Origin of the sequence: Natronosalvus caseinilyticus, from assembly GCF_017357105.1 — an archaeon.
Classification (GTDB): Archaea; Halobacteriota; Halobacteria; order Halobacteriales; family Natrialbaceae; genus Natronosalvus; species Natronosalvus caseinilyticus.
On sequence record NZ_CP100395.1, the window covers coordinates 99,995 to 123,500 of the forward strand.

Annotated in this window: 21 protein-coding genes and 1 pseudogene; 12 read left to right on the forward strand and 10 right to left on the reverse strand. The window is 53.7% G+C overall.

All coding sequences use genetic code 11. The features are described 5' to 3' along the window. The first annotated feature begins 102 nt into the window (after positions 1–102). Positions 103–2,436: a cation:proton antiporter domain-containing protein gene (locus tag J1N60_RS19920; RefSeq protein ID WP_312912848.1), complete on the forward strand. Its 2,334-nt coding sequence runs from the start codon at positions 103–105 to the stop codon at positions 2,434–2,436. Between the two features lie 541 nt (positions 2,437–2,977). On the opposite strand, the gene J1N60_RS19925 is transcribed toward J1N60_RS19920, so the two are convergent. Next, positions 2,978–4,288: an RNA-guided endonuclease InsQ/TnpB family protein gene (locus J1N60_RS19925; RefSeq protein ID WP_312912849.1), complete on the reverse strand. Its 1,311-nt coding sequence runs from the start codon at positions 4,286–4,288 to the stop codon at positions 2,978–2,980. Between the two features lie 758 nt (positions 4,289–5,046). Here J1N60_RS19925 and J1N60_RS20720 point away from each other — a divergent pair. Beyond that, positions 5,047–5,664, forward strand: a complete 618-nt coding sequence (locus tag J1N60_RS20720; RefSeq protein WP_425499370.1) for a DUF7504 family protein — start codon at positions 5,047–5,049, stop codon at positions 5,662–5,664. A gap of 201 nt (positions 5,665–5,865) precedes the next feature. On the opposite strand, the gene J1N60_RS19930 is transcribed toward J1N60_RS20720, so the two are convergent. The 4 genes from J1N60_RS19930 to J1N60_RS19945 form a co-directional block, all read right to left on the reverse strand. After that, positions 5,866–6,099 carry a hypothetical protein gene (locus J1N60_RS19930; protein ID WP_312912851.1) on the reverse strand — a complete coding sequence of 78 codons (234 nt, stop codon included), beginning with the start codon at positions 6,097–6,099 and terminating at the stop codon, positions 5,866–5,868. A 50-nt stretch (positions 6,100–6,149) separates the two neighbouring features. Continuing rightward, complete coding sequence (locus J1N60_RS19935; RefSeq protein WP_312912853.1) at positions 6,150–6,386, reverse strand: hypothetical protein; 237 nt, start codon at positions 6,384–6,386, stop codon at positions 6,150–6,152. Positions 6,387–6,513: 127 nt separating this feature from the next. Then, complete coding sequence (locus J1N60_RS19940; RefSeq protein ID WP_312912855.1) at positions 6,514–6,879, reverse strand: DUF421 domain-containing protein; 366 nt, start codon at positions 6,877–6,879, stop codon at positions 6,514–6,516. 122 nt (positions 6,880–7,001) lie between these two features. Continuing rightward, complete coding sequence (locus J1N60_RS19945; RefSeq protein WP_312912871.1) at positions 7,002–8,000, reverse strand: ion channel; 999 nt, start codon at positions 7,998–8,000, stop codon at positions 7,002–7,004. Positions 8,001–8,364: 364 nt separating this feature from the next. Here J1N60_RS19945 and J1N60_RS19950 point away from each other — a divergent pair, with 364 nt between their 5' ends. Both J1N60_RS19950 and J1N60_RS19955 read left to right on the forward strand, forming a co-directional pair. Beyond that, on the forward strand, positions 8,365–8,649 hold the full coding sequence (locus tag J1N60_RS19950; RefSeq protein ID WP_312912857.1) for a hypothetical protein: 285 nt from the start codon (positions 8,365–8,367) through the stop codon (positions 8,647–8,649). 34 nt (positions 8,650–8,683) lie between these two features. After that, a complete protein-coding gene (locus tag J1N60_RS19955) occupies positions 8,684–9,916 on the forward strand; it encodes a cation:proton antiporter (RefSeq protein WP_312912858.1) in 1,233 nt (410 codons plus the stop codon). A 577-nt stretch (positions 9,917–10,493) separates the two neighbouring features. Here J1N60_RS19955 and J1N60_RS19960 read toward each other — a convergent pair. Continuing rightward, on the reverse strand, positions 10,494–10,724 hold the full coding sequence (locus tag J1N60_RS19960) for a hypothetical protein (RefSeq protein WP_312912860.1): 231 nt from the start codon (positions 10,722–10,724) through the stop codon (positions 10,494–10,496). Positions 10,725–10,924: 200 nt separating this feature from the next. Here J1N60_RS19960 and J1N60_RS19965 point away from each other — a divergent pair, with 200 nt between their 5' ends. The 4 genes and pseudogenes from J1N60_RS19965 to J1N60_RS19980 all read left to right on the forward strand — a co-directional run bounded on the left by J1N60_RS19965 (position 10,925) and on the right by J1N60_RS19980 (position 15,875). Further along, on the forward strand, positions 10,925–11,791 hold the full coding sequence (locus J1N60_RS19965; RefSeq protein ID WP_312912862.1) for a hypothetical protein: 867 nt from the start codon (positions 10,925–10,927) through the stop codon (positions 11,789–11,791). 831 nt (positions 11,792–12,622) lie between these two features. Next, positions 12,623–13,048 (forward strand): CBS domain-containing protein, encoded by a 426-nt coding sequence (locus J1N60_RS19970; RefSeq protein ID WP_312912864.1) that lies wholly within the window; start codon positions 12,623–12,625, stop codon positions 13,046–13,048. A gap of 65 nt (positions 13,049–13,113) precedes the next feature. Next, positions 13,114–13,731, forward strand: a pseudogene (locus J1N60_RS19975) (transposase domain-containing protein). A 233-nt stretch (positions 13,732–13,964) separates the two neighbouring features. Beyond that, entirely contained in the window at positions 13,965–15,875 is a 1,911-nt protein-coding gene (locus J1N60_RS19980) for a beta-CASP ribonuclease aCPSF1 (RefSeq protein ID WP_312912866.1), read from the forward strand. Positions 15,876–15,979: 104 nt separating this feature from the next. On the opposite strand, the gene J1N60_RS19985 is transcribed toward J1N60_RS19980, so the two are convergent. Next, positions 15,980–16,222 (reverse strand): amphi-Trp domain-containing protein, encoded by a 243-nt coding sequence (locus J1N60_RS19985; RefSeq protein ID WP_312912642.1) that lies wholly within the window; start codon positions 16,220–16,222, stop codon positions 15,980–15,982. A gap of 153 nt (positions 16,223–16,375) precedes the next feature. On the opposite strand from J1N60_RS19985, the gene J1N60_RS19990 reads away from it, so the two are divergent. Further along, entirely contained in the window at positions 16,376–17,731 is a 1,356-nt protein-coding gene (locus J1N60_RS19990) for an MFS transporter (protein ID WP_312912643.1), read from the forward strand. 406 nt (positions 17,732–18,137) lie between these two features. Here the strand turns inward: J1N60_RS19990 and J1N60_RS19995 are convergent, their stop codons facing one another. Continuing rightward, complete coding sequence (locus tag J1N60_RS19995; protein WP_312912644.1) at positions 18,138–18,794, reverse strand: DUF7504 family protein; 657 nt, start codon at positions 18,792–18,794, stop codon at positions 18,138–18,140. 477 nt (positions 18,795–19,271) lie between these two features. On the opposite strand from J1N60_RS19995, the gene J1N60_RS20000 reads away from it, so the two are divergent. After that, positions 19,272–19,466 (forward strand): DUF5786 family protein, encoded by a 195-nt coding sequence (locus J1N60_RS20000; protein WP_312912645.1) that lies wholly within the window; start codon positions 19,272–19,274, stop codon positions 19,464–19,466. A 69-nt stretch (positions 19,467–19,535) separates the two neighbouring features. Here the strand turns inward: J1N60_RS20000 and J1N60_RS20005 are convergent, their stop codons facing one another. After that, positions 19,536–20,879 (reverse strand): RNase J family beta-CASP ribonuclease, encoded by a 1,344-nt coding sequence (locus J1N60_RS20005; RefSeq protein ID WP_312912646.1) that lies wholly within the window; start codon positions 20,877–20,879, stop codon positions 19,536–19,538. A gap of 398 nt (positions 20,880–21,277) precedes the next feature. On the opposite strand from J1N60_RS20005, the gene J1N60_RS20010 reads away from it, so the two are divergent. Both J1N60_RS20010 and J1N60_RS20015 read left to right on the forward strand, forming a co-directional pair. Beyond that, entirely contained in the window at positions 21,278–21,556 is a 279-nt protein-coding gene (locus J1N60_RS20010) for a hypothetical protein (protein WP_312912647.1), read from the forward strand. Positions 21,557–21,773: 217 nt separating this feature from the next. After that, positions 21,774–22,478, forward strand: coding sequence for a chlorite dismutase family protein (locus J1N60_RS20015; RefSeq protein ID WP_312912648.1), 705 nt, complete (start codon positions 21,774–21,776; stop codon positions 22,476–22,478). A gap of 51 nt (positions 22,479–22,529) precedes the next feature. Here the strand turns inward: J1N60_RS20015 and J1N60_RS20020 are convergent, their stop codons facing one another. Beyond that, the gene (locus J1N60_RS20020) at positions 22,530–23,423 is read right to left on the reverse strand and encodes an IS5 family transposase (protein WP_312912649.1); all 894 of its coding nucleotides are present in this window, start codon (positions 23,421–23,423) and stop codon (positions 22,530–22,532) included. Positions 23,424–23,506: the final 83 nt, after the last annotated feature.

The following is a 23,506-nucleotide window of genomic DNA, read 5'->3' on the forward strand; positions in this document are numbered from 1 at the left end:
ACAAGGAGAGACATTTCGTCTTCGAGGTGAAACGGCCGCGGATTCGGTCCAGTTGACTACGCGGGTCGAGACTTACTGGATTTCCAAGGCGCAGACTGATTCATGATCCTCATTCAAAATACGGAAGCCGAGGTCATTGAGCCAATCGCTCACGAGCAGCTGCTTTGGCTATTTCTCATGCTCACTGTGCTTCTCGTTGTTGCTCGGGGATTGGGCGAAGTTGCGAAATATTTTGATTTGCCTGCTGTCGTTGGTGAACTCTCTGCCGGCATCTTGCTCGGTCCATCGGTAATTGACGCCACCTCAATCGTCTTCCGTTCCGTCTTCTCTCCCGAGACGCCGATCGATCCGCAGTTTCATCTCATAGAAGTCGTTTCGTGGCTGGGGCTCCTTATGCTCATCATCCTTACTGGATTGGAAACCGATCTCGATCTCATTATCAGTCGAGGCGTGGATGCGACGATCATCTCGGTTGCGAGCATTGTCGTTCCGTTCGTGATGGGATTCGCCTTCGCCTGGTATCTTCCTGATCGGTTCATCGCCGGACCCGGTCAGCGACTTGTCTTCAGTCTCTTTGTCGGCACAGCACTCAGCATCTCTGCGATTCCAGTCATTGCGAAGATTCTGATGGATATGGGTGCAATCCGTCGTGACTTCGGCCAGATCTCACTCGCTGTGGGGATGATCAACGACACCGTTGGATGGATTCTACTCGCACTCGTTGCGGGACTCGCTAGAACAGGACAAATTGAACTCGGTGAAACCGCACTGACGATCCTCTACCTCGCAGTCTTTCTCGGGGTCGGGCTAACGCTCGGCCAGCGGGCTGTTGCGTGGATTATTCGCGTCGTGGACGATACGATCGGAGGTCAAGTGGCGAAGCTCACAACGTTGATGGCGCTTTCACTCGGGGTTGGATCGTTCACGCACTACCTCCATCTCGAAGCGGTACTCGGAGCATTCGTCGTGGGCATTCTCGTTGGACAAGTCAAACGGTTTGACTACGAGACGGAACACACGTTCGAAATGATCACGATTGGCGTGTTCGCACCGATTTTCTTCGCCACTGCGGGGCTTCGCGTCGATTTAAGAACGCTCGCAGATCCGACCGTACTAGCCGTCGCTACAGCTGCATTAGGAATCGCAGTTGCGGGTAAATTCGTCGGGTCGTACGTTGGGGCGAAAGTCGCGGGGTTGTCCCACTGGGAAGGGGTAACGCTGGGTGCCGGACTGAACGCTCGAGGAGCCATGGAAATCATCGTTGCGATGATCGGCCTCGGGCTTGGTGTTCTGACGATCGAGATGTATAGTATTATTGTAGTGATAGCCGTCGTCACCTCACTCATGGCTCCGCCGTTGTTGCGGTGGAGTCTCCCGCACGTCCCGATGTCGGAAGAAGAACGAACACGCCTCGAGCGTGAAGAACAGGAAGCTGAGAGCTTCCTCGGTCGGATGACCACAGTCCTTCTTCCAACTCGCTGCGGGATTGACTCGCAATACGCCGCACAGATGCTCGGTTCACTTACGCACGAACACGAGATTGACGTCACTCATATGTACATTGATCAGCCGAGTGGACCACCATCAACTCAGTCACAATCGCTTGGTTCCCGTACTCGCCAATTGTTGCTCTCGAAGATATCTTCGACAGGAGAGAGAGGACAAGATACAGAAAATCCGTCAAGTAGGTCAGTACAGACCGATGATCCAGGGCTTCTCAACGAGGGCACCCAGTGTCTTAACGTAATGCAAGAACAGTTCGATCCATCTGGCGATCGAACTGCTCGAACGATGCTGCGACAGGAAACGGACAGTCTCAAAGAGACGGTTCTTTCAGAAGCTCGTGAAGACTACGATATGCTCGTTCTGGGAAGCGCAGAACGAGGTGCACGGCCTAACGATCCTCCATTCGGAGACCTCATCGACAGCATCATTCGAGACAGTCCATGCCCGGTCACGGTTGTCCATGCAAATGCCAAACCTGACGGTGTCGTCCTCCAACGAGAGGGGATCTCACGAATCTTGCTCCCAACGGTCGGGGCCGAATACAATCGTCACGCAGCCGAGGTCGCATTTTCGATTGCCCAGACTGAAAATGCGCTCGTGGAGATCATCCACGTTGTCAATAAATCACAAGTCAGTGATCGGTTTATCGAAGAGCCCGACATTGAACAGGCTCGACAACTCGGCGAGGAGATCGTCGATGGCGAGGCTGACCTCGGACGACAACTCGGTGCCGAAGTTACGACAAGCGTCATTGTCTCAGAACAGGAGCCGGAAGACGAGATCGTCGAGCTCGCCCGTGAGAACGAGGATGATCTAATCATCATGGGAGCGAGCCTTCGTCCGGTCTCTCAACGAGCATTCTTCGGGCACCGGGCCGAGTACGTAATTCGCAACGCTGATTGTGCTGTTGCTATCGTGTGTTCGGTCTAAGCTTTCATCTAGAATCGACTCCTCGAACCGTCAATTTCTCGTTGAAAAAAGGCGAAACAACAAAGTTAGTCCGCCTCGGGCATGGCGAACCCGAGTCCACTAGGAAGACGTATGCGTCTGACGCCGCGGACTATTCCCTCAGCCGAATGGCCTCATCGGGCCGATTCCTGTGAGGATAGAGAGTGAACCTCCCACGCCCATATCCTGATCTCATGTACAAGTAACCAGCCGATGGGCTTAACAATTTGGATTTGTCCAGTACATTATGAAATAGAGTATAAGTCGTTACGCTCAGATTCATTTATATAGGATGATCTATTTTTAGCGAACGGTTTCATCTGTTTACCATCCGCTGAGTAAACCATACCCAGTATGACCTCTCAAAATCGGCTTTCAGGGCTTCAGCAGGGTCTGGTGTGATCGAGACTCTACCAACAATTCAATTTTCGAACGTATGCACTGTGCAATCTAGAAACGTCTGACTAGCGTGACATCCTCCTCGCCGTAAACGGCGAGGCTTCCCATACATGGGGAATACCAGTCAGTCGTCGTCTCCAGAACCTTCGGTTCTGGCGGGCTGCACGAGACTCTTAGTCTCGTGAACGCTGGCAGAGGGTTTCGACTCTTCGTAGGCCGTGAGCGTCATCTGCGCTGATACGCTCTGCTCACAGTGAGTCGTGGCGGTGTCACAACCGCTCCCGTCCCGTGGTGAGTCATCGCGCTCCGCCTTGTCAAGCGGGACGCTCTCTCCCCACGGGTCAACCCGGCGCGCGATATTCGCGGAAGCGTTGATGTCGGCCTGAAACGCCGAAACGTGGCAGTCGTCGTGCGGACACTGGAACTCGGCTTGGGAGTCCCGCCGCCCGATACGGTGGCACGAGTGGCATGTTTGCGAGGTGTACGCCGGGTTCACGTACTCGACTGAGATGCCTGCTTCTGTCGCCTTGTCCTCGATGCGCCCTTGCAGTCGGGCGAACGCCCACGAGTGAAGGCGACGGTTCATGTACTTCCCGTAGTCGAGACGCTCACGGATGTACGTCAAGTCCTCCATCACCAACATCGGGTTCTCGAACTGTTTGGCGTACTCGACGGTCTGTCGAGACGCTTTTTCCACGATGTCGGTGAGCGCGTTCTGGTAGTGCGAGAAGCGGTCTTCAATCCGCCACTCGGATACGTTACGCTCTTGGAGGCGTTTCAGGGTCGTGTGCATCTCTTTGCGGAGATGCTTCGCTCTGCTTCCGCTACACACGAACGGGTCAGTCGGAGACCCGTCCTTGAGGGCACAGCCCGTAATGAGGGCGGTTTCTCCGATGTCTAAGCCGATGTGCGTGGCGTCACCGTCCGTCGCTGGTTCTTCGACCAGGTACTCAACGGTGACGTGCAGCACCCAGTTCTTCCGGTGGTTCTGAAGTCGTATCTCACCTGCTTTCGCGTCCTCCGTTACGAGGGCGTGCCAGAGGTCCTCCTGTTCGGGATTGATGCGGAGCGGAATCCAAAAGTTCGTTCCCCGACCGGGACGCGGGACCCACCACGTGAACTCGTAGTCACGTTCGTCGGAGTGGTCGAACTCCGCAGCTTGATTCGTGAGCCGTATCGGGTGGCCGTCGTCCAACTCCTTGGCGTTGTACGTCTTCCGCAGTTTCGGAACGTAGTTGCAGAGTGCTGCTTTGGCCTGATACGGCAGGTCGTAGGGCGTCACGATATCGCTCACCGCCGACATGGTACTCGCTCCGGCGTCGAACGCCTCTTGCAGACCGTCACGGTAGGTCTCGAGTAGGTCGTTCAGTTTCGACTGCTTGTGGGCTGTCGGTGGAGCGAACGTCGCTTGAAGCGTCTTAGTTATCGTTGTCACTGGCGTCTAATCCTTTCTCGATTAGTTCAGCGTAGGCACGAGGATGTCGGATGCCATTGTCGCGAGCGTACTCTTTCACCCGCTCGTGTAGGCCGCTCCCTCGTTCCATATCGATTTCAGTTCGCACAATACTTTGTACGTTATTTTGGTACTAATAACTTCTGTTTGGCATTCGGGCTGCTGTAGACGGTGGGTTGCGTAATCGAGTGACGCGATTCACGCCCGCCGTGAACGGCGGGATTCTCTCGCTGTTCAAGGATAGGGAGAAGCTGTTTACACTCAGTGTCCATATCAAGATATACTCTTCTGGTAGTTCACTGAGCGAAACTTATTTGTGAATGCACCTCCAAATTTTGCCGGATATAGGGCTTTGTCCCGTGTTTTCTCTATTCGCCACGGTTCACCACTGCAACAAGTGGTGATAGGGCATTGCTCATAGCATGCCCAGCCACGCACCCTTCACATGGTGCTTCCTGCGGGACCAAGCCGTTCTCCTGATCATGATTCACGAAACAGATCTCCCATGTTCGGACTGCGACACGAGGCTTGTTGAGCAAACCGCACACGTAACAGAGTTAGAGATACCAACAAATTGGCAAGGAACTGTTGTGGTTGCTGAGTGCCCGAAGTGTGGTGCTCGGTACTACCCAGAAGAAACGCTCTCAAAACTGAGGGACGTGATGAGCGATTCACACTCTTGGAGCGATAATTGAGTAACCATGAATGATTTCTCACATGCAGCGGCAGACCTCAGTTCAATGTCTCTTCCTTCGTTTCCAGAGACTCTAGGAAGTGGATCAACAGTTCTCGTTGCAGGGACTGTTGATCCATCTCACTATGCGCTTGGACTTCGGGCTCTTTGTCAGTATGGCCACGATAGTGAGTCTGCTCTCGTTGTGACTACTATCGAAAGTGCCGATCAAACATGCAGTGCTTATGAGAGAGTCTGTTCGACGGACCGCCCCCTGATCGGCCTTGTTGATACGACCTCCGAAAGACAGTACGTGTCTTCGTTTTATAGAGACTCACCTACGGTCTATACGCCATCATCAGCTGATCTCGAACGAATCGTGATTGCACTTTCAGATTTAACCGAAAGTAAGCTTCCTACTACAGAGACTCGCCATCTTGTTATTCGCTCACTCACGCCGTTGCTTCGCAGTTCACCGTCAAAACGAGTCTGTCGAGTTCTACAACGAATTACAGGATTGCGAACCGGAACCGGAATCGGATTCTTCGGTCTCAATTATACGGAACACGATAAGCAAACGATCGCAGAGTTATCGCATCACGTCGATGGGATTCTTTGGGTTACACAGGGATCTGACCACGACCTTGAGTTTGAATATCAAGCAGCAAGGAATTATTCTCGCTAAACAACATCGATTCCTCCATGCACTGGGAAACTTATCAAAAAGAGGATCTTAGTTTCAACGGTTCGTACGCTCTGTAGAAGTGAATAGTGATTGAATCAGACCTGCACTCGTCGCTCGCCTGGGCGTCTTCACTCATAGCCAGCCTATGCTAATGGCTCTCATAAACTTACTATGATTTTTCGAGTGAATATCGTTGTGGGTTCAGGCTGCTTGCTCTTCGTCGAGTCGCCACGAAAAGATTGCTCGGAGGACGACGACGAGGCTATTTCGATCGCCTGCGCCCCAGATTGCCGTTTCTTTGATCTCATCACCGCCGTCGGAACCGTTCATAAGCGCACTCACGAGTGCCGTCTCTTCATCAGTGATCAACAGGTTCCCGGCCGATGTATCTTGCCACTCCCACAAGGTTTCGAACAGCTCGGCTGACGGAACCATTTCCTGAATCTGATCTTGGACCTCGTCTGAAATTCCCGCGAGATAGATGTCTACCCCCCCCGGTCATTGGCGGCCTGAAGCTGATCGAGATGGTCGTCGGTGAGTAGTTCATCGATGGTCATGTAGACGATTTGCTCGTCTGCCTCGGCGATGAACTCGTCGACACGAGATGCGACCGCTTCCCGTCCGGTCACCGTCCAGACGCCGAACTGTTCGCGTTGTGGTTGGGCCGGCCCGATCCCCTCCAGACACTCCGCAAGTTCGGTAATCGTATTTTCGCGTCTCATCTTGAGCATACGGATGATCGTCTCCTCGGATATCACGGTGAATTTTCGCGGCGTCGTGTGCTGGATGTCGATGGAGCCCAGCTCGTGGAGCCGATCAGCCGCTTCGTGTCGAGTGTTTCGCCAAACACTATCCCATTCTCGACAGACCCGATGACAGAGAATCTCCACCCGATTCGAGCACGACCGTCTCGACCTCATCGAGCGAGCCGAACTTTTTCTTGCGAACAGTCGTCTGCACTTCGGACTTTGTCACTCGCTGGCGGCGCATCGACTCGTCGATGAACTTTCCGCGGAAATACAGCAACGATGGCGGGCTCGTAACGACGCGGCTGAAAAACGGCCACCGGATCTGTATCCACGTCACCATATACTGAATCGCGACGAGCAGCCCGAATGCGACAAGTGCCTCGGCAAGCGCGACGCTCTTGGCCGTCAACGCCTGCCCGAATACTGAGCCGATGGCGACGGTCACGATGAAGTCGAACGCGTTCATACTCGACAGCGTTCGACTCCTCGAGATACGCAGAAAGAAGATCAGCGCGACGTACATGGCAATCCCGACGACGACGGTTCGAACGATCGGTGCCCAGCCAGCGAAGAAGAAATTGATACTCGTCATTGGTCAGTCGGTGGCCAGTGCCAGGCATCTGCTTCCACGACGCCGAGGAGTTTCCGACGCCGTTCCGCCAGGTCGTCGAGGGCGTCCGCAAACTCCTCATCGGAGACGGTGGGGATTCCCTCGCCACCGAGCCGATCGAGATCAGGTGGTGGCGGTACATCGTCGGCAGGGTCGATGAACGCCTTGTCGAGCGTTTTCAGGTAGTTATCGCTGGCTGATCGAGCGTTCTTTAGCAACACCGAGTACGGCTGCGCGTCGTCCGTGACACCGAACCGGAACAGCGTGAGCGCCTCGTCGAAGACGGCGACAGCCATTGCCGAGGCGTCCTGGGACTGTTCGCTGTGATAGTAATGGAGGATCGGGTAGGCCTTGTGTTGGTTCGAGAGTAGATCAAGCTGGGAGGTGAGCGAGTTCAACGGCAGATCAAATCCCTCGAAGTCCTCACCGTTCCAGCTGCTCTCGACGATCTCTTCGCCCCGCGTGCCGAGTCCGTTCACACTGCTGGCGAACGACCGCTTCTCGGCGACAGCACCGAGGACCGAGAGGACGTACGAGACACCCATCGTGACGAAGAGCATTCCGCTGGCGGTCGTGAGTGAGGTGGCGATCTGCCAGATGCCAGCTGGCGGGTAGAAGTCGCCGTTCCCCATCGTGAACATCGTGTATGCGACGAAGTAGATCCGCCCTGTCCATGTTACGGGGACATCCGAACGGGCGGCGATGAGCGCGTTTTCGCCGCCGGCGAAGAGGAGCGTCCAGCCTGCCCAGATGAACCCCACCCACATCACGAGCGTCAATGTGAGAATGATCGGGCCGGCGAGACCCAGCAGTCGCGACCGTTCGCTCCCGGAGCGACGGAGGCCTCGCCACACCCAGGACGTCAATCGCGCGGAGAGCGGGCCAGACCCACCGTCGACCCACAGGGTGGTCCACAGAATGTCGATGATCGCGGCGACGAGCAACGCCGCCCCGAGAACCAAGTATACCAGCCGCATCGACGCCGATAATTGCAGGGGTATATCGGTCAGCCAATTCCCGATAGAGAGCGCACCCATAGTGAATATGAAGCTCTCACACATCTTAGCTAGTCGTACAACGCGGACGCGGAAAATGGTGGTGACCCGAACAGAACTAGCAGTCGTCGATACCTTCACTTCAGGTTCTGTTCTAAACCTAGGGACAGATTTTTCTCTGTCTCCTGACTCTATTACTGGTGTGAGAAAGACGAGCCGGAAATCTCAACCAGTGGAGCAGTATCGGTCTGCCGTCGATGGAGTCACACTTTTGCTCGTTCTCGCCCTCGTAGTAGTACAATTGTATCGCGGCCTGACGGCAGGGGTCATTCAAGATCCGACCTCGATGCACAACTTTGGGATCGCATTCACCCTCCTCGCCGGGCTGGGCCTCTATTTCACGCCGTACTGGCGCCCCGTCCTGTACTTCGTCGGCGCCATCTTCATGGGAACGCTCACCGTCTTCTGGGGGTTGCGAGAGCCCGTCACCGACATCCTCGAGGTAAGCCGACTTGCCCTTGGCAGCACCCTTGTTCTTCTGTTCAGCTATCTCTTCTATCGAGCACGCACTCGGTACGTACAAGCAGAGAATCGAGCGACAACTGACGCACCACCCGACGACGGCCAGTAACGCAACACGCTAACACCGCCTTCCAGTAATTTCAATGTCCGACGTTGCCGCGCTGGTCATCCGGGTGTTAGCGGTCTTCTGTCTCGGGTTGGCCGTCCGGATCTTCGCGGTGCGGAGCGAACAGGTCGTCTATCCCGTCGCGCTCGTTCTCGTCGGTCTCATCGTTGCCATCACGCCGTTCGAACTCGGTATCCGGCTCTCCCGAGACATCATCATGATCGGGCTGTTACCAATCATCCTGTTCCAAGGTGCCGCCGAACTCGACCTCGACCAGCTCCGTGAGACGGCGCTGCCACCGCTTCTGTTGGTGATTCCGGGGTTACCCTTGACCGCCGCCATCCTTGGCGGCTCAGTCGCATATTTGCTCGAGCTACCGCTGCTCGTTGGCCTGCTCTTCGGGGCGATTATCGTCCCGACTGACCCAGCCGCTGTCCTAGCAATCTTTCAACAACTCGACGCGCCCGAAGACCTTGAATCAATCATCAAAGGCGAGAGCGTCTTCAACGACTTCGTCGCCATCGTCCTCTTCACCGTTCTCGTAGATCTCGTGGAAACACAGGAAGGGACAGGCCAGACGGTCACGGAGCTCACGGGACTGGCGACGATTCGACGACTCCTCGTCGAGATGCTCGTCGTTGGTGGCGGTGGCCTCTTTGTCGGTCTCCTCGTTGGGTTTGTGGGGAATGCCGCGATTCGCTGGGTGCGTGACCGGCAAGCGACGCTGTTGATTACGGTCATCGCTGCCTACGGCAGCTACCTCATCGCCTCCCAGGTGATCGGGATCAGTGGCGTCCTTGCAGCCGTGACGGCAGGCCTGGTTATCGGTCATACGGGTGGCTGGGACGAGGAGCCGACGCGGACGGTCGAGTTCATGAAGGAAGTCTGGCAGACGGCAGTCTTCCTAGTCAACACTCTCCTCTACATCTTGATCGGTGAACTCGTCGCGCCTGGTCTCCTGCTGGATAACGCTGTACTCGTGAGCGGTGCAGTCATACTCGTTCTCGTAGCGCGGGGGGTCGTGGTGTATCCCCTGATGAGCGCTGCGAACCGAGTGCTCACGAGGCCAGTACCGAGGAAGTATCAGCACGTCATCGTCTGGGGGAGTCTCCATACGGTCATCCCTGTTGCACTCGCGTTGAGCCTCTCCGACGCCATGCAGTTCAGCGAGGAGATTCGAGCGATGGTGTTCGGTGTCGCCGTCCTGAGCGTCGGGATTCAGGGATTATTGATGCCAACGGTTCTGAAATACACTGGAACAGCGTCGTAGCCACCAAGAGAACCGTTCTATCGATTCCCTGTTTGAGCCGAGAGAGCAGAGGACTGGTATGAGAACCGTTGTATGACATCCGATACGCCTATTAGAATCGAGTTCACTGGAGCCACCCTTTCTCAACGTAGTAGACTACCACCTCAGCACGTTGGGATTCGATGAGTGGTCCGGTCGGTAGCTGAATCGCTGAGTACATCAGTCGGTAAGTATGCATCCGTATGTACCGGTTGGTTCTACCCGGTGTGATTGAAATAAACGAGGTCAATGTACTGCATCCATACTCTGCAGTCAGCACACCTGATAAGAATCAATCATTGATAAAAGATTTCAACGGACCGTTTATTATAATTTGGCCAGTAATTAGGAGACAATCAGCGATAACCTGAATATCAGGATGAATGATTAACAGAGGGAAAGAACTATAGAAATCCTATAAATGGCCTTTTTGACCAAGGATATAGAGGAAAAGAATACAATATTCGGAAGGCCTTATAGGTCTCCTACATAGAGGATACTGCTTGAGAAGTACGTAGGAACCTGTTTTCTTCCCTGCTGACTGATTTAAATAGGCCTCTCACTCGATTTGTTGAATAGTCGGTTCATTTTCATCGACTTCCCCCTCATATACCAACTCGTAGCTCGCTTCCTCTGGCCCTCCAACCTGGAATAGCGTTGTCTTGGTTTCTCCATTAAATGAATAAGAAATCGAAATATCGGATGGATGGTCGAGCATTTGAACGATTGTATCAACAGCTTCCTGAAGCGTTGCGGCATTGAGTGTACTAGTCGCCATTTCGTCATTCATCGAGTTTGTATTGAATATCCTGCTATAAGGATTCATTCCCATAGTATGCTACTGAAGAAGTGCGATCAGAAGGCCACATCGGGGACTTAGTCGCACACACATCAAGATTGGCCACTCAAGCGAATTGTGATTTCTCAGGAACATATATTGAATCGCATTATGCAGACTACTTTTATCGAGTGGGAAAAGTAGTCTCTCACATGGCTCAGGAATTCATTTCTGAATATGGACTCGATCCAGACGAGTTCATTAAACGTCTCGCTGATCGTTTCCAGAATCGTTTCTCCAAAATAGAGCGACGATCTATTGAAGAAGCAATTTTCGTTGACGGTGGGCCTGTCGACTATCTCGTGTGGATTTCGCTTGAGGGGTATGAGAATCACACGTTTTTCTACCATGACGAGGAACCCAATGTAGAGTTTGTTCAACGGCTACTTCTCACATCGCCTGCGAAAGAAGAAATGCCACTATTCAAATCATTTCTTCAACAGAATTACGAGACATACACCGACCTCAACAATACAGTTCTACTCGAAATTCGTGACACGTATCTTCCTCAAATGGGTGAACGACCGCGGGCCAACATCGGAATCTGCCACAATCCTCTTGACGATCGAATTGTCTCTGGCGTGAGTGGAATCCCACGACGGCAAGAGCAAGAGATTTTCGATGATATGGATAAAATCGTGCCAGACAGGACATTTGAAAAGTTCATCACTTCTACCGTACAGACCCTCCAGACAGAAATCGAAGAGGAAGCAGATCGGCATACGATTTCTGGGGAGATCCGCGATATTCTTCAACAGGACAGAGGATTTACGTTGGAAACAACGAAAGAGCTTCCCAAAGGTATCCATCCGCAATACACGGGCGAAGAGGCTGACCTCTGGCAGAAACCTGCCTCACGAGTTGACTATATGGACGGGGCTCAGGGATTCCTCCAGATTTGGATCCCTATTGATGAAGAAGAAATCGCGTTAGTGAGCGCAACTGCCGGTGAATATGACCGAGAGGCGATTGTTGACGCCATCCGCGAGGAGTTTGAAGTTGTTCTCGGGACGTGTTGATACGTAACGCGGTCACAACGATCTAGCCGCGTTTCTGTTGTCTACGACCGACGAAACAATCCTTTGATACGGATGAGTATACTACTATAGAACGGCGGCGATGACGAATGGTTACCCCACTGAGCCCCTTGTGATGACGCGGGAAGCCGAGTCGCCACTTCTGGAAAACGGCTTCATTGCCTTGAGACCTTCTATACCATCAATTCCACACCAATCAGCCCAATCGAGTGCGGACGATAGCTTTGAGACTGTATTAGTAACGTCTCAGTTGAGATTGACCTGCCATTCATGGCCACATTCTTTGCACTTGAACCGAAGGATTTGATTTCCGTTCTTATCTCGACCTCTGCCAACTGATCTTGATACGAAATTCTCGCATTTGGGACACGTGGTTGGCACAGGAATCTCTTATCTATCCATTGTAAAGAGGGCATCGCTGCTTCAGCAGATTACTTATATTCCGTCACCGCCGAAATGGAGGACGTCGAGCCGCGTAGAGTCTCCTCGTCAAGTTCAATTTGGGCATTATACGCATGCTCGCCAGTGAATGGCATATCCTCTGCGAATGAGATACACACTCATTCATACCCCACTCATCATAATTGCTCTCCGTTAGCTAAGAAATCAAATTATGAACCGGTCTCGTTCCGAATGCTGTCTATACAGCAATAGAGCGGCTAATAGTGCTTTAGCTAAAAACCTCAGTTGGTCATATTACTTCTATATAACATCAATTGATAATATACTAACAGACTACGAAAAAGACGATGTTTTTGAACATATTGAAAGCCTCATCTTGAAGAGTTCTCGTGTGGTACGCTACCTTGAATCATGACCGTTGGCAACCTCGGACCAAGCGATGTCGTAACGGCAAGTCCAGAAAGTACGCTTGGAGAAATCACTGAGCTGCTGGACTCCGAAAACGTGGGCGCGATTGTACTCACAGAAGATGAGTCGCCGGCCGGAATCGTAACTGACCGTGATGCTGCTCTGGCAATCCACCAGCACGACGATGTTGCAGACATCTCAGTACAGGAAGTGATGTCAGAAGATCCAGCGACGCTACGAGAGGATGAAGAGGCAATGGAAATCTCCCGGGCGATCAAGGAAAACAATGTTCGTCGCTTCCCGGTTGTTGATGAGAATGGGAGTCTCACAGGAATTGTCACTCTTGATGACCTCGTCGCGACAATAGGTGAGCAATTGGATAATGTCGCAGATACAATCGAGTCCCAATCGCCAGAGTACACCCCGTAAACAGGACTCTCGTACGATGGCCGACGTTTAGTCATGCGTAAGACGGGAGAAATTCTTGCTGATTGATAGCAGAGACCTCCCACTTCAGCGGCAATGTAGACCGGATTGAGTTAGCATTTGTGGAGTGCAAGCGGACACCTGGGCTAGCAATGGAGCTGGATATTTAACCCTATGTTTCAGGTTGCCACTACCGAATATCGTCGGATTGCTCGGTTGCTAGGGTATCAACCGCAGTCGGAAAGCAGCCTACAATTGGGTGCAACAAGCCGATCTACAGATAGAATCTGGGCGAGCACGCATCAGATTGCTCTTGACGAACCAGTGATTCGGATCAACGACCAGCCTCCGACTGTACGTCGCTGCTGCCCCTAAACAAACGACCAGCTCCGTGCCCGGCTGTTTTCGACGACAACCGCCGCACTCACCAAGATGCCTCTCACTGGACTTCAGCAGAAGCACCACATCGAAACTACCGTGTTTCTCGTTCATGAGGTGATGCCCCTCCAAACCACGCTTCAACGAGCCAGCCTCCGATTCTGATGCATCGTCACGGAAATCGAAACGCTGTCGAACGAACTTTCTGAGAACTCAAACGCTGAACCTCGTCGCCCTCGAACTGCTTCAGTCACGTTGAACCAGAAACCGATGAATCATTGCTACAAACCTTCACACCGGCGCAATGAGGCAAACTAAACATAACCTGCTGCACAGTGGGAAGGTTTTTAACCCTCGTTGCGAAGATACTGGTACCAGTTCATCGCGTCTCTCGACAGCTTTGACCGAGCGCTCGGTACTCGATTGACCGATTCTTCCGAGAGATTCTGGCCAGTCGGTCTCTCGATACCGAGTACGCCACCGACGTAGACCACAACAACCGATCTCGGTCAGATTGTAACGAGACAGCGATCCCCTCTCTATGAGCGACGATACGACCCACTCAGACTTACACGAACGCATTGTCACGCAGGTGCCCTCACATCTGGACGTTACCGAAGTCCAGTACGAGGGACCAGACCTCGTCATCTACACCGAGACCCCTCGCAAGTTCGCTGAAAACAGCGATCTCATCGGGGACCTCGCACGGTCACTCCAAAAACGGGTGACGATACGGCCAGCGCCGGGGGCACAGTCGAGTCCGTCGGACGCAGAAACGAAAATTCGCGACATTGCTCCTGATGAGGCCCACATTCAGGATCTCGAGTTCTATCCGACGATCGGAGAAGTGATTGTCGAAGCTGAGAAGCCGGGGCTTGTCATCGGACAGCGAGGGAGTACGCTCCGCGAGATCACCCGAGAGATCGGCTGGAACCTGGAAGTGGTTCGAACGCCGCCGATGGAGTCCTCGACCGTCGACAGCGTCAGGAACTTCCTGACCCAGGAACGCGGAGAACGACGCGACTTCCTCGCAAAGGTCGGCGAGAAGATACACGGCGAACCCGCAAAGGACCTCGAGTGGGTGCGGATCACGACGCTGGGTTGTTGTCGCGAAGTCGGTCGCGCGAGTTTCGTGCTTCACACCCCAAATACGAGGATTCTCATTGACTGCGGCGACAAACCGGGTGCCGAGGGGGAAGTTCCCTACCTTCATGCGCCCGAGGCGATGCCATTGACGGGTATCGACGCCGTGGTGCTGACCCACGCTCACCTCGACCACAGTGCGTTGCTTCCGCTGTTGTTCAAGTACGGATACGACGGACCGGTTTACACGACTGAACCGACGCGTGATCTGATGGGGCTGTTGCAGTTGGACTATCTGACCGTGGCCTCGAAGGAGGGTCGAACGCCGCCGTACTCAAGCGAGCAGGTCCGACAGGCGATCAAGCACACGATTCCAGTCGAGTATGGTAACGTCACCGACATCGCACCTGACGTCAAACTGACGATGCACAATGCGGGGCACATCCTGGGAAGTGCGTCCGCTCACTTTCACATCGGAAGCGGGTTCTACAACATCCTCTTCTCGGGCGACGTTCACTACGAGCCGACGCGGCTGTTCAACGGCGCCGTGAACGATTTCCCTCGCGCGGAGGCGATGGTCATGGAGTCGACGTACGGTCGCCGTGGCGACTATCAGACGGACACCGAGGAGAGCGAAGCGAAGGTCCACGAAATCATCAGGGAGACGTACGAGGAGGACGGGATCGTCGTCATCCCCGCGTTCGCAGTCGGTCGCTCCCAGGAACTGATGTTGGTCCTGGAGGAGGCGATGCGAGAGGGAACGATTCCGACGATGCCGGTCTATCTGGACGGCATGATTCGGGAAGCGACCGCGATTCACACGGCGTACCCCGATTACCTCAGGGATGGGCTACAACAGCGTATCCTCCATGAAGACGAGAATCCGTTCATCGCAGACCAGTTCCGGCAAGTAGACGGCGGACAGGAGATGCGCGAGGAGATCGCGAGCGGCGACCCTTGCGTGATCCTCTCGACGTCGGGGATGGTGACCGGCGGGCCGATCATGTCCTGGCTCGAACTGCTCGGACCGAATCAGACGAACACCCTCCTGTTCGTCGGGTACCAGGCCGAGGGGACCCTCGGGCGCAGAATTCAGGGCGGGAACGTGGAAATCTCCCTCCCTGGACGGGCTGATCGCGCGAATCGCCTGACGCTCGAACTCAGGATCGAATCGGTGAGCGGTTTCTCCGGCCACGCCGACCGAGCCAGCCTCGAACAGTACGTCGACGAGATGAACCCCCGACCGGAGACGATTCTCTGCGTTCACGGCGACGAACAGGCGACAGATCAACTCTCCTCCGCACTGTACCAGAATCACAACGTCAGGACGTATCAGCCGAAGAATTTGGAGACGTTCCGGTTTCCCTGACACCCGTTCTCGAGTGAGGGGGCACTAGCGGATCTCTGGCAACGGGGCGGTCGTTCGCCATCATGCGAACGCTTGCTCGTGGCAATTGACCGAGGATGACGACGTTACTCTGTCCATCGGATTTCGTACTCGAGTTCGTACCGCTTCTCGCCGGTTTCGGAGTCGGTGAGTCGCTCGAGTTCGATCTCGAACGTCGTCCTGTCGGGAATCGTCACGCGCTCTTCCTCTGTCTCACTCTCCAGGTGGACAGAGCCGGTTTTGATCTGTTCGGCAGCGGCAATGAGGACCTCGGCAATCTCCGCTCGGGATCGTGATTCCTCCGTTTTGAAAAGTTCTTCTTCGGGCATCAGTCGATACCACTTCGGCCCGCACAATATAGCACCCACCCGCTTCCCACGCGTTGGCAACAGTGTGTACTCGCGAGCTGCTCTCTCGCAGCGGTGGATTCCGCTCTCTGAGATAATCGAAATATCTTTACTCGGATCGTCAAAAACCAGAGTGTGGACGACAAACGAGTCCAATTTTGGGTACTTTATCTCACACGTTTCGCAGAAGGGTTTGGCTTTATCACCTTGATCACGCTGCTGCCGTACTACATCAATACGCTCGATCCCTCGAGTACGACCGTTCTCGGCGTAACGATCAGCGCCGGTCTCATCATCGGACTGTATACGACCGGGTTCACCCTCGCCCAAACCGTCGCCGTCGTCCCTCTTGCTTGGGCAGGTGATCGCTTCGATAAGCGGCTCGTCTTGCTTATCGTGCTCGGTGTCGGCGTTGGCGTCTACGCGCTGTTCCCAGTCGTCGACTCAAGCGCCTCGTTCATCGCGATCCGCGCGCTCCAGGGCGTCGCCGTCACGGGCACTGGCCTGATGACGCTGTCGTTGGTCGGTCAGATCGCCGATGTGGGAACGCGAGCAAACTACATCGGGAAGGCAAACGCGGCGAGCTTCGGGGCGTCGATTCTCGGCAGCATCAGTGCGGGCACGCTCTACGACGCGTTCGGGTTCGGTCCGATTTTCCTCGTCATCGTCTGTATCATGGTCGTCGCCTGGGTCGGAACCTTCTGGTTTCTGAACCCGGACGAGACGCGGATCGAAGGGTTCCCGTTTTCGGGGTTGGCACTCAATCGGCGCATCTTGACGCTCTCGACGTTTCGCTTCCAGTACGCGTTCTCTGTAACCCTCGTTCGGACGTGGGTGCCGATTTTCGCTGGCGTCTCTGCCGCTGAAGGCGGTCTTGCATACGGCGGCTTCGCTGTCGCGCTGACGGTCGTTGCTGAAAAGTTCACCAATATGTGCTGTCAACCGTTTACCGGACGGCTCTCGGACGGATATGGACGGGCGCTGTTCGTCTTTGCAGGTGGAGCAGCTTACGGGCTCATCGCGTTGGCTGTCCCGCTTTCACCGTTGGTAGGGGCGGCCCTCGGGTTTCCCTCTGAACTCGTCGTGGCAATTCCCGCTGTACTCGCTGGGAGCACGCTCCCTGCGTGGCTGCCATACAACTCGACCGGCGATCAACTCGTCTTGATTGGCGAGGTATCTCCGGCATTTTTCCCGCTCGTTTTCCTCTCCGGACTCCTCGGCATCGCCGATAGTTTCCGCGAACCAGCGAGCATGGCGTTGTTCGCCGACGAAGGCACCGAAGAAGGCGGTGTCGCCTCGAGTTTCGGTATCCGCGAGCTCGTCTGGCGTCCAGGAAGCGTGATCGCTCCCTTGCTCGGCGGCTGGCTGATGGTCGAGGTGAGTATGGCGTCGGTCTTCTACGTCGGGGGTGCGTTTGCGCTGACTGGCGTGACGACATTTTTCGTCATTCTCGTACGTTTTCATGGACGAAGTGCGCTCATGAAGTGGTGAGCAACAGGAACCGATTCGAGTTTATCGTTGGCTCACGCAAAAGTTTTGTAGGAGTTTCGTGAGATGATTCTGCATTCGACTGTGTGGCAGCTTGGAGAAAGCAGCCCTCTTGACCACCTCAATTGATGATAGGTTTAATACCTCAGTCATCAGCATAGGTGATCACAGGAAACGCGCTTAATCTCTAAAAACCAGAAATATACAAGACATTTGAAAAAGACCTTTGTTTGTTCATGCCATTGTGGAAACATACGGTAGGATGTGCCTCTGACACCGACATTCCTACCGCTTTAGCTGTATCGCCCTAACTATAAGACTATGTTCAATAAGCGCTCGTATTGGGGCATTTATTTCGTTCTAAAATACGTGTGGGGAATTGGGTTTCAACAAAGCTCGAAAAACGCAATCATATGCCATCCAGATGTGCGTGTACTCGCCGGTGCTCCGCTGAAATTGAACCGACTGTTTGTTCTTCGATCCAGACGATTCCATCGACGATCTCTTTCAGTGCAGAGAGCGTGTCCTCATCGTGTTTGGTGTACTCGAAACCAAGGACGACGAGCCCCGAGTCAGTCCGCCCCTCGATGAGGTGTTTAAGGACACTGATGGTGCGTTCCAGACCGTCGTCTGCGAGTAGCGGCGTGAGTGATCGAATCCCAAAATGGGTCTTCTGGCTATCGCTCGCCATCGAGGCTTCTAGCTCCCAGAGTGCGAGTACGAGCCGAGTCAATTCGACCGAGTGCGGTAACGAGACGACTGGATACTTCTGGAATGGAGAAGAGGGGTGATTTTGCGGAGTCGCATCGACAACCCCGAATCGGCCAGATTCTGGTGATGCGAGAAATATTTGTTGTTGGATCGTTCGTTCAGCAGAAACAGCCGTCGTGACGATAATTCGGCGTTCTGCGGGAGACGTAAAACGATCCAAAATCCGTAGCGAGACGGCGTACTCATCCAGTGGCGCAGGTTTTGCAACGAGAATTACTGAATCCTCGGTGAGACTGTTCGGGAGTTCCTCGAAATCGATTGCTCGGAGTGGTTTTTCGGAATCGGGCGTTGGCATAGGTATCTGTTTCAAGTTGAGGTTGTTCGCTAGCTGTTCGATTCTGGAGTCGATGACTGATCGAGCGTACGGAGTGTCTGTTCGGGATAGTACCGTTCACCGCACGATTGGCATACGGCGACAACGATCGAATCAGTCGTTGTCACTGAATCCCCTGCTTCCAACGGGTCAACCGTCGCTTCTTCGAACCTCTCCCCGCATGCTGAACAGGGAAGATCGTATTCTACGGTCATGATTCACGGGCGTGTATGGTAACCGCTCAGGGGTGAGAGCATGAAGCGGTTTCAAGCAAATGTGCGGCCCGATCGATCAGATCCGATAGAGGCTAGCTATGAAGGGTGAAGATACGTAGCCGCACTGAAGCTGAATTCTAGTTTTTTAGTGGTACGTAAGTAGGTTTCGTTCACTTACGACATCTCTTTATACCGAGATAGTTGAACCGCTGGAACTATACCGCTGGGCCCCAGTGTTACTACTATGGGTTTTGGAAGCTACGACGAGTCTGAGCAACAGCATCAAAATAAGGATACAGAAGACGATGAAGATGCAGCTGTGAGTGTCCACGAGCACGAACACGAAGGAACGATTACTGTCGAAACTGGTGGCTCAACGGACGATCTACTCGGTCAACTCGAAGATATCAAAGCAAAAAAAGCACAGGACGACGAGTAATCCACACAGGAGAGGTGCCCCACAAATCAGAGGTACTATCACTCGACCAAGTGGGGGTTACGCCTCAATTCAAACGAGCTGAATAATATTTCCGTTCGACGTCGGATGGAGATCACGACCGAGCGCGTAGCCCTGATTCGAAGCGAGGTCAACGTACCCTGAGAAGCCCTTGAGATCCTGGTGGGCAGGGATCACGTGCTGGGGCTGGAGCGCGTCAAGCATTTGGTAGTGACCTTCCTGACAGAGGTGACCCGACACGTGGATATCGGAATATACGCGAGCACCCTGCATACCGAGTAGTTTTTCGGCCTGGTAGCGCTGCCCTTCGTTGGTCGGTTCAGGGATGACGCGGGCAGAGAAGACGACCTTGTCGCCGTCATCGAGTTCGTATGACGTCTCGCCTCGAGCCATTCGCGTGAGCATCGCGCGCGGTTCCCCCTGATGACCTGTCACAAGAGGAAGGAAGTTCTCTTTTCCGTCGTTCATAATCCGTTCGAACGTCTCATCAATGGCATGCCGATATCCGTACATCGGAACGTCCGATGGGAAGTCGATACCCACCTGTTGTGCGGTCCCAGAGTAGTGGTCCATCGATCGACCGAGTAGTATCGGTTGGCGACCGATCTCGCGGGCAAATTCGACGAGGGATTTTACTCGAGCGATGTGACTTGAAAAAGTCGTTGCAACGATTCCACCGTCGTAATCTTCCATACTATAGAGCGTATCACGAAGATGTTCTCGAGCAACGTTTTCGGAGGGCGTACGTCCTTTTTTGTTTGCGTTGGTACAGTCCTCAATGTAACAGAGGACACCGTTACCCTCGCGGCCAATCTCACGGAATCGCTTCATATCGATTGGCTCGCCGATGACCGGTGTGTGATCCATGCGCTTGTCCAGTCCATAGACGATCGCGCCCTCAGGCGTGTGAAGAACTGGATTAATCGCCTGAACGATTGAGTGGGTGACGTTGACGAACTCAAGCTCACAACCCTGATCGCCGATACGCATCGTTTCGCCCGCGTCCATCGTGATCAGATCGTTTTCAGAGCCGAATTTTTGCTCGTCTTCGAGTTCCGCTCTGACCAGTTCGAGGGTGAATGGTGTGGCGATGACAGGTGCGTCGTACCGATGAGCCAGCTTGCTGATCGCCCCAATATGATCGAGGTGCCCGTGGGTCGGAACGATCGCTTGTACGTCGCCATCGAGGTCGCTCATCACCCGGTCGTCGGGGATGGCGCCCATGTCGATCAGGTCGAGACTGTGCATCCCTTCTGTTTGGATATTGTCGTGAATAAGGACCTTCGATAGGTTGAGTCCCATATCGAAAATCACAATGTCGTCACCGGCACGGACAGCAGTCATCTGTCGGCCGACTTCTTCGTATCCGCCAATTGTCGCAATTTCAATTTCCATTGGTAGACCCGATCATAGCAGTCCTACGGCACAGATATGAGAGCCAGAATGGCCATCGTGTGGAGGAACACGAACGTTCGGCAACGTGAGCAACTACGTCAATCACGTCCTTGGCGGCATAGCCTAATCGAACGTTCCGTCCCAACTGTGCCAAGGACAGCGCCTCTTTCGGTTGAGTGAACCTTGATGCTCCGAACGTAAGTACCTCCGGGTCCCAAGAAAGGAAATCCGGGCTCTGTTAAAATCATTGGAAACGGACACAAGTGGTTTGCTGAATACACAGCGCGAATGTGGCATTGCCCGAGGAGCGATTACACAGAAGACCAAACACTCAGTACAGGAACTGCACATAGTGCTTGTCCAGAAAACATTTATCAATGTGATTATGATTGGATGATATGGATACACCTCAGTTGTCCCGCCGGCATATCATCGGAACTGTGGCTCTTTCAGCTCTTGCGGGCTGTACAGCCTCCAGCTCCGAATCCGAAATCCAAATCGGGAACATTATGATCGGTAACTGGCGAGATGATCCGGTCACTATTACGCTCCGTCTTGATCGAGAGGGAATTACAGTCTTTGAAGAGGCTATCGAGATCGATGGTGATGGGGAAAACCTCATCGAGCAGTCATGGGATGCTGACCCCGGTGAGTATACTATTATGGGCCTCGTTTAGACGTAGATATACAGTAGAACGAGGCTGCTCCCCTCACTCTTTAGATCAAATTCGGAATAAAACACTCGGTCAGTTGGGCGTGTAAATCTATCGCTGAGATCGTGGACACTTTCGATAGGTGGCTCAGAACGACAATAGCCACAGGATTAGGGACGCACCATTATGAAGACGGATTACGTCTTGTAAAAACATGGGTATAACTAGCCATGGGTCGGATATGCTTGAAGAGAATGGCGTGGTTGGACTGTTTGCAGCATATCAACTTGAACGGCCTCAAACAGCCGACGATGATGTCGAGATCTCCACTGAAGAAGTTTGCAACATCCTTGAAGATAGCAATAGGCCAGAAGAAGTGCTCGTTGATACGTATCTAATGAGTGAGCTTACCCCCGGAGTGGACTACCTTGTCCGTATCCATGCGCACGACTTGACCACTGCTCAGGAAGTCCTCCGAGAGTTTCAGGCCACATCGTTTGGACGGTACTCGAAACTCATCGATGTGCTTACTGGGATTATCCGGGATGCCGTCTACCTCCCGCAAACACCTGATCTCGATGCAATCGAAAAGGCAGCGACCTTCGAAGGAACGGAACCGCCGGACTACGCGATCATCATCCCTGTGGATAAAAACGCCGCATGGTGGAATCTTCCCGAATCTGACCGCATTGAAAAAATGCGAGATCACATCGAAGTGGCGCTCCCCTACCTCGATCGTATCCGCCGTCAGCTCTACCATTCCAGCGGTCTCACCGATTACGAGTACATTACCTATTTCGAGACGAATGACCTCGGCGCGTTTATCGATCTCTACCGAGACTTGGAATCAATCCCCGAATACCACTACGTTACCGACGGCGATCCTACGTTGATCGGTCGTATCGAATCGTCTGAAACTATTGTCACCAAGCTTCTCCAAACTTAAAATATTTTATATCTTCACACACACTTTGACGAATAGTAGGTAGATTGGCGGCTAGTGTAGTATGTTCTTCCCCAGTATTGACCAATATGAACGGATCACACGCGAGAAGCGTGTCTTGAAGCAGATAGCAATCTCGATGTTTCGGACAGCGGATTTTAACACAATTTCGCGGAACTGACCGAACCACGTTCGTGCCCGGAGCGTATCGCCATAACGCTGTTTGAGAGCGAAAAAGATCGCCTCGACCGCAGACCGCCGATGATAGGCATTATCATCTTGGCGAACGTTATGAGCTACATCTAATGGCGTAAATTCACGATGCTTGATCACAGGGCGAACATCCGCCTCCCGTAGGCGGTGACGAAGGGCGTCCCAGTCGTAGCCTTTGTCGGCAGTGACCGTCTGAAGCTGGTCGAGATTCCGTGTGAGTACTTGGCATCCGACTTGCGTGTCGTGCGGTTGCTGCATCGAGCAGTGGACATCCAACACGGCACCGGTCTCACAATCGACTAACGCAGTCGTCTTCACCGATCTGAAGGTGTAGTCCGTCTGGTTCGCGTAGTGGCGGCTGGCCGAGTGTCGGTCGAGGCCGGTTGCGTCGATAGCCTGTACCTCACCGGTGTCGTGAAGATCAGCGGAGAGTCGGAGGAGCGTTCGCCAGACAGCCATCTTAAGTTCCCGCTTCCGAACGCACACGGTCGTGAAGTCCGGAAGTTCGCTGATTTTGAGGCCCATCTTCTCGACGATTCCGTGCATCTCGTGAAGAATATCGAGTAGTCGTCGGTACGGAAGGTCGAGGTATTCACGGAGGCCATGGAGGACGATAACCACCCAGCCAGCGTATCCGCCGTCACCCTTCTTGACTGCCGTATCAGGAACGCCCGAAACAGCGCGTTTCGCCAACGTAACAAGACGATCAGTGAAACGTGAGAGATGGGAGGACACACTGCTTGTTTCTGCCTTTGACGTGGATTAGTTTACCGGAATTAGTGCCTCTTTCCGGCGTCTAAACAAGGCCCTATTATGTA

Excerpts from the sequence above, each read along its gene's own strand:
- J1N60_RS19995 (WP_312912644.1), bottom strand. The coding sequence starts at position 18,794 with ATGCCAACGCCCGATTCCGAAAAACCACTCCGAGCAATCGATTTCGAG.
- J1N60_RS19935 (WP_312912853.1), bottom strand. The coding sequence starts at position 6,386 with ATGAGACGCGAAAATACGATTACCGAACTTGCGGAGTGTCTGGAGGGG.
- J1N60_RS19930 (WP_312912851.1), bottom strand. The coding sequence starts at position 6,099 with ATGGTTCCGTCAGCCGAGCTGTTCGAAACCTTGTGGGAGTGGCAAGAT.
- J1N60_RS19985 (WP_312912642.1), bottom strand. The coding sequence starts at position 16,222 with ATGCCCGAAGAAGAACTTTTCAAAACGGAGGAATCACGATCCCGAGCG.
- J1N60_RS20005 (WP_312912646.1), bottom strand. The coding sequence starts at position 20,879 with ATGGAAATTGAAATTGCGACAATTGGCGGATACGAAGAAGTCGGCCGA.
- J1N60_RS19940 (WP_312912855.1), bottom strand. The coding sequence starts at position 6,879 with ATGAACGCGTTCGACTTCATCGTGACCGTCGCCATCGGCTCAGTATTC.
- J1N60_RS20015 (WP_312912648.1), top strand. The coding sequence starts at position 21,774 with ATGCTTGAAGAGAATGGCGTGGTTGGACTGTTTGCAGCATATCAACTT.
- J1N60_RS19960 (WP_312912860.1), bottom strand. The coding sequence starts at position 10,724 with ATGAATGACGAAATGGCGACTAGTACACTCAATGCCGCAACGCTTCAG.
- J1N60_RS19920 (WP_312912848.1), top strand. The coding sequence starts at position 103 with ATGATCCTCATTCAAAATACGGAAGCCGAGGTCATTGAGCCAATCGCT.
- J1N60_RS20000 (WP_312912645.1), top strand. The coding sequence starts at position 19,272 with ATGGGTTTTGGAAGCTACGACGAGTCTGAGCAACAGCATCAAAATAAG.
- J1N60_RS19945 (WP_312912871.1), bottom strand. The coding sequence starts at position 8,000 with ATGCGGCTGGTATACTTGGTTCTCGGGGCGGCGTTGCTCGTCGCCGCG.
- J1N60_RS19980 (WP_312912866.1), top strand. The coding sequence starts at position 13,965 with ATGAGCGACGATACGACCCACTCAGACTTACACGAACGCATTGTCACG.
- J1N60_RS20010 (WP_312912647.1), top strand. The coding sequence starts at position 21,278 with ATGGATACACCTCAGTTGTCCCGCCGGCATATCATCGGAACTGTGGCT.
- J1N60_RS20720 (WP_425499370.1), top strand. The coding sequence starts at position 5,047 with ATGTCTCTTCCTTCGTTTCCAGAGACTCTAGGAAGTGGATCAACAGTT.
- J1N60_RS19970 (WP_312912864.1), top strand. The coding sequence starts at position 12,623 with ATGACCGTTGGCAACCTCGGACCAAGCGATGTCGTAACGGCAAGTCCA.
- J1N60_RS19955 (WP_312912858.1), top strand. The coding sequence starts at position 8,684 with ATGTCCGACGTTGCCGCGCTGGTCATCCGGGTGTTAGCGGTCTTCTGT.
- J1N60_RS19965 (WP_312912862.1), top strand. The coding sequence starts at position 10,925 with ATGGCTCAGGAATTCATTTCTGAATATGGACTCGATCCAGACGAGTTC.
- J1N60_RS19950 (WP_312912857.1), top strand. The coding sequence starts at position 8,365 with ATGCACAACTTTGGGATCGCATTCACCCTCCTCGCCGGGCTGGGCCTC.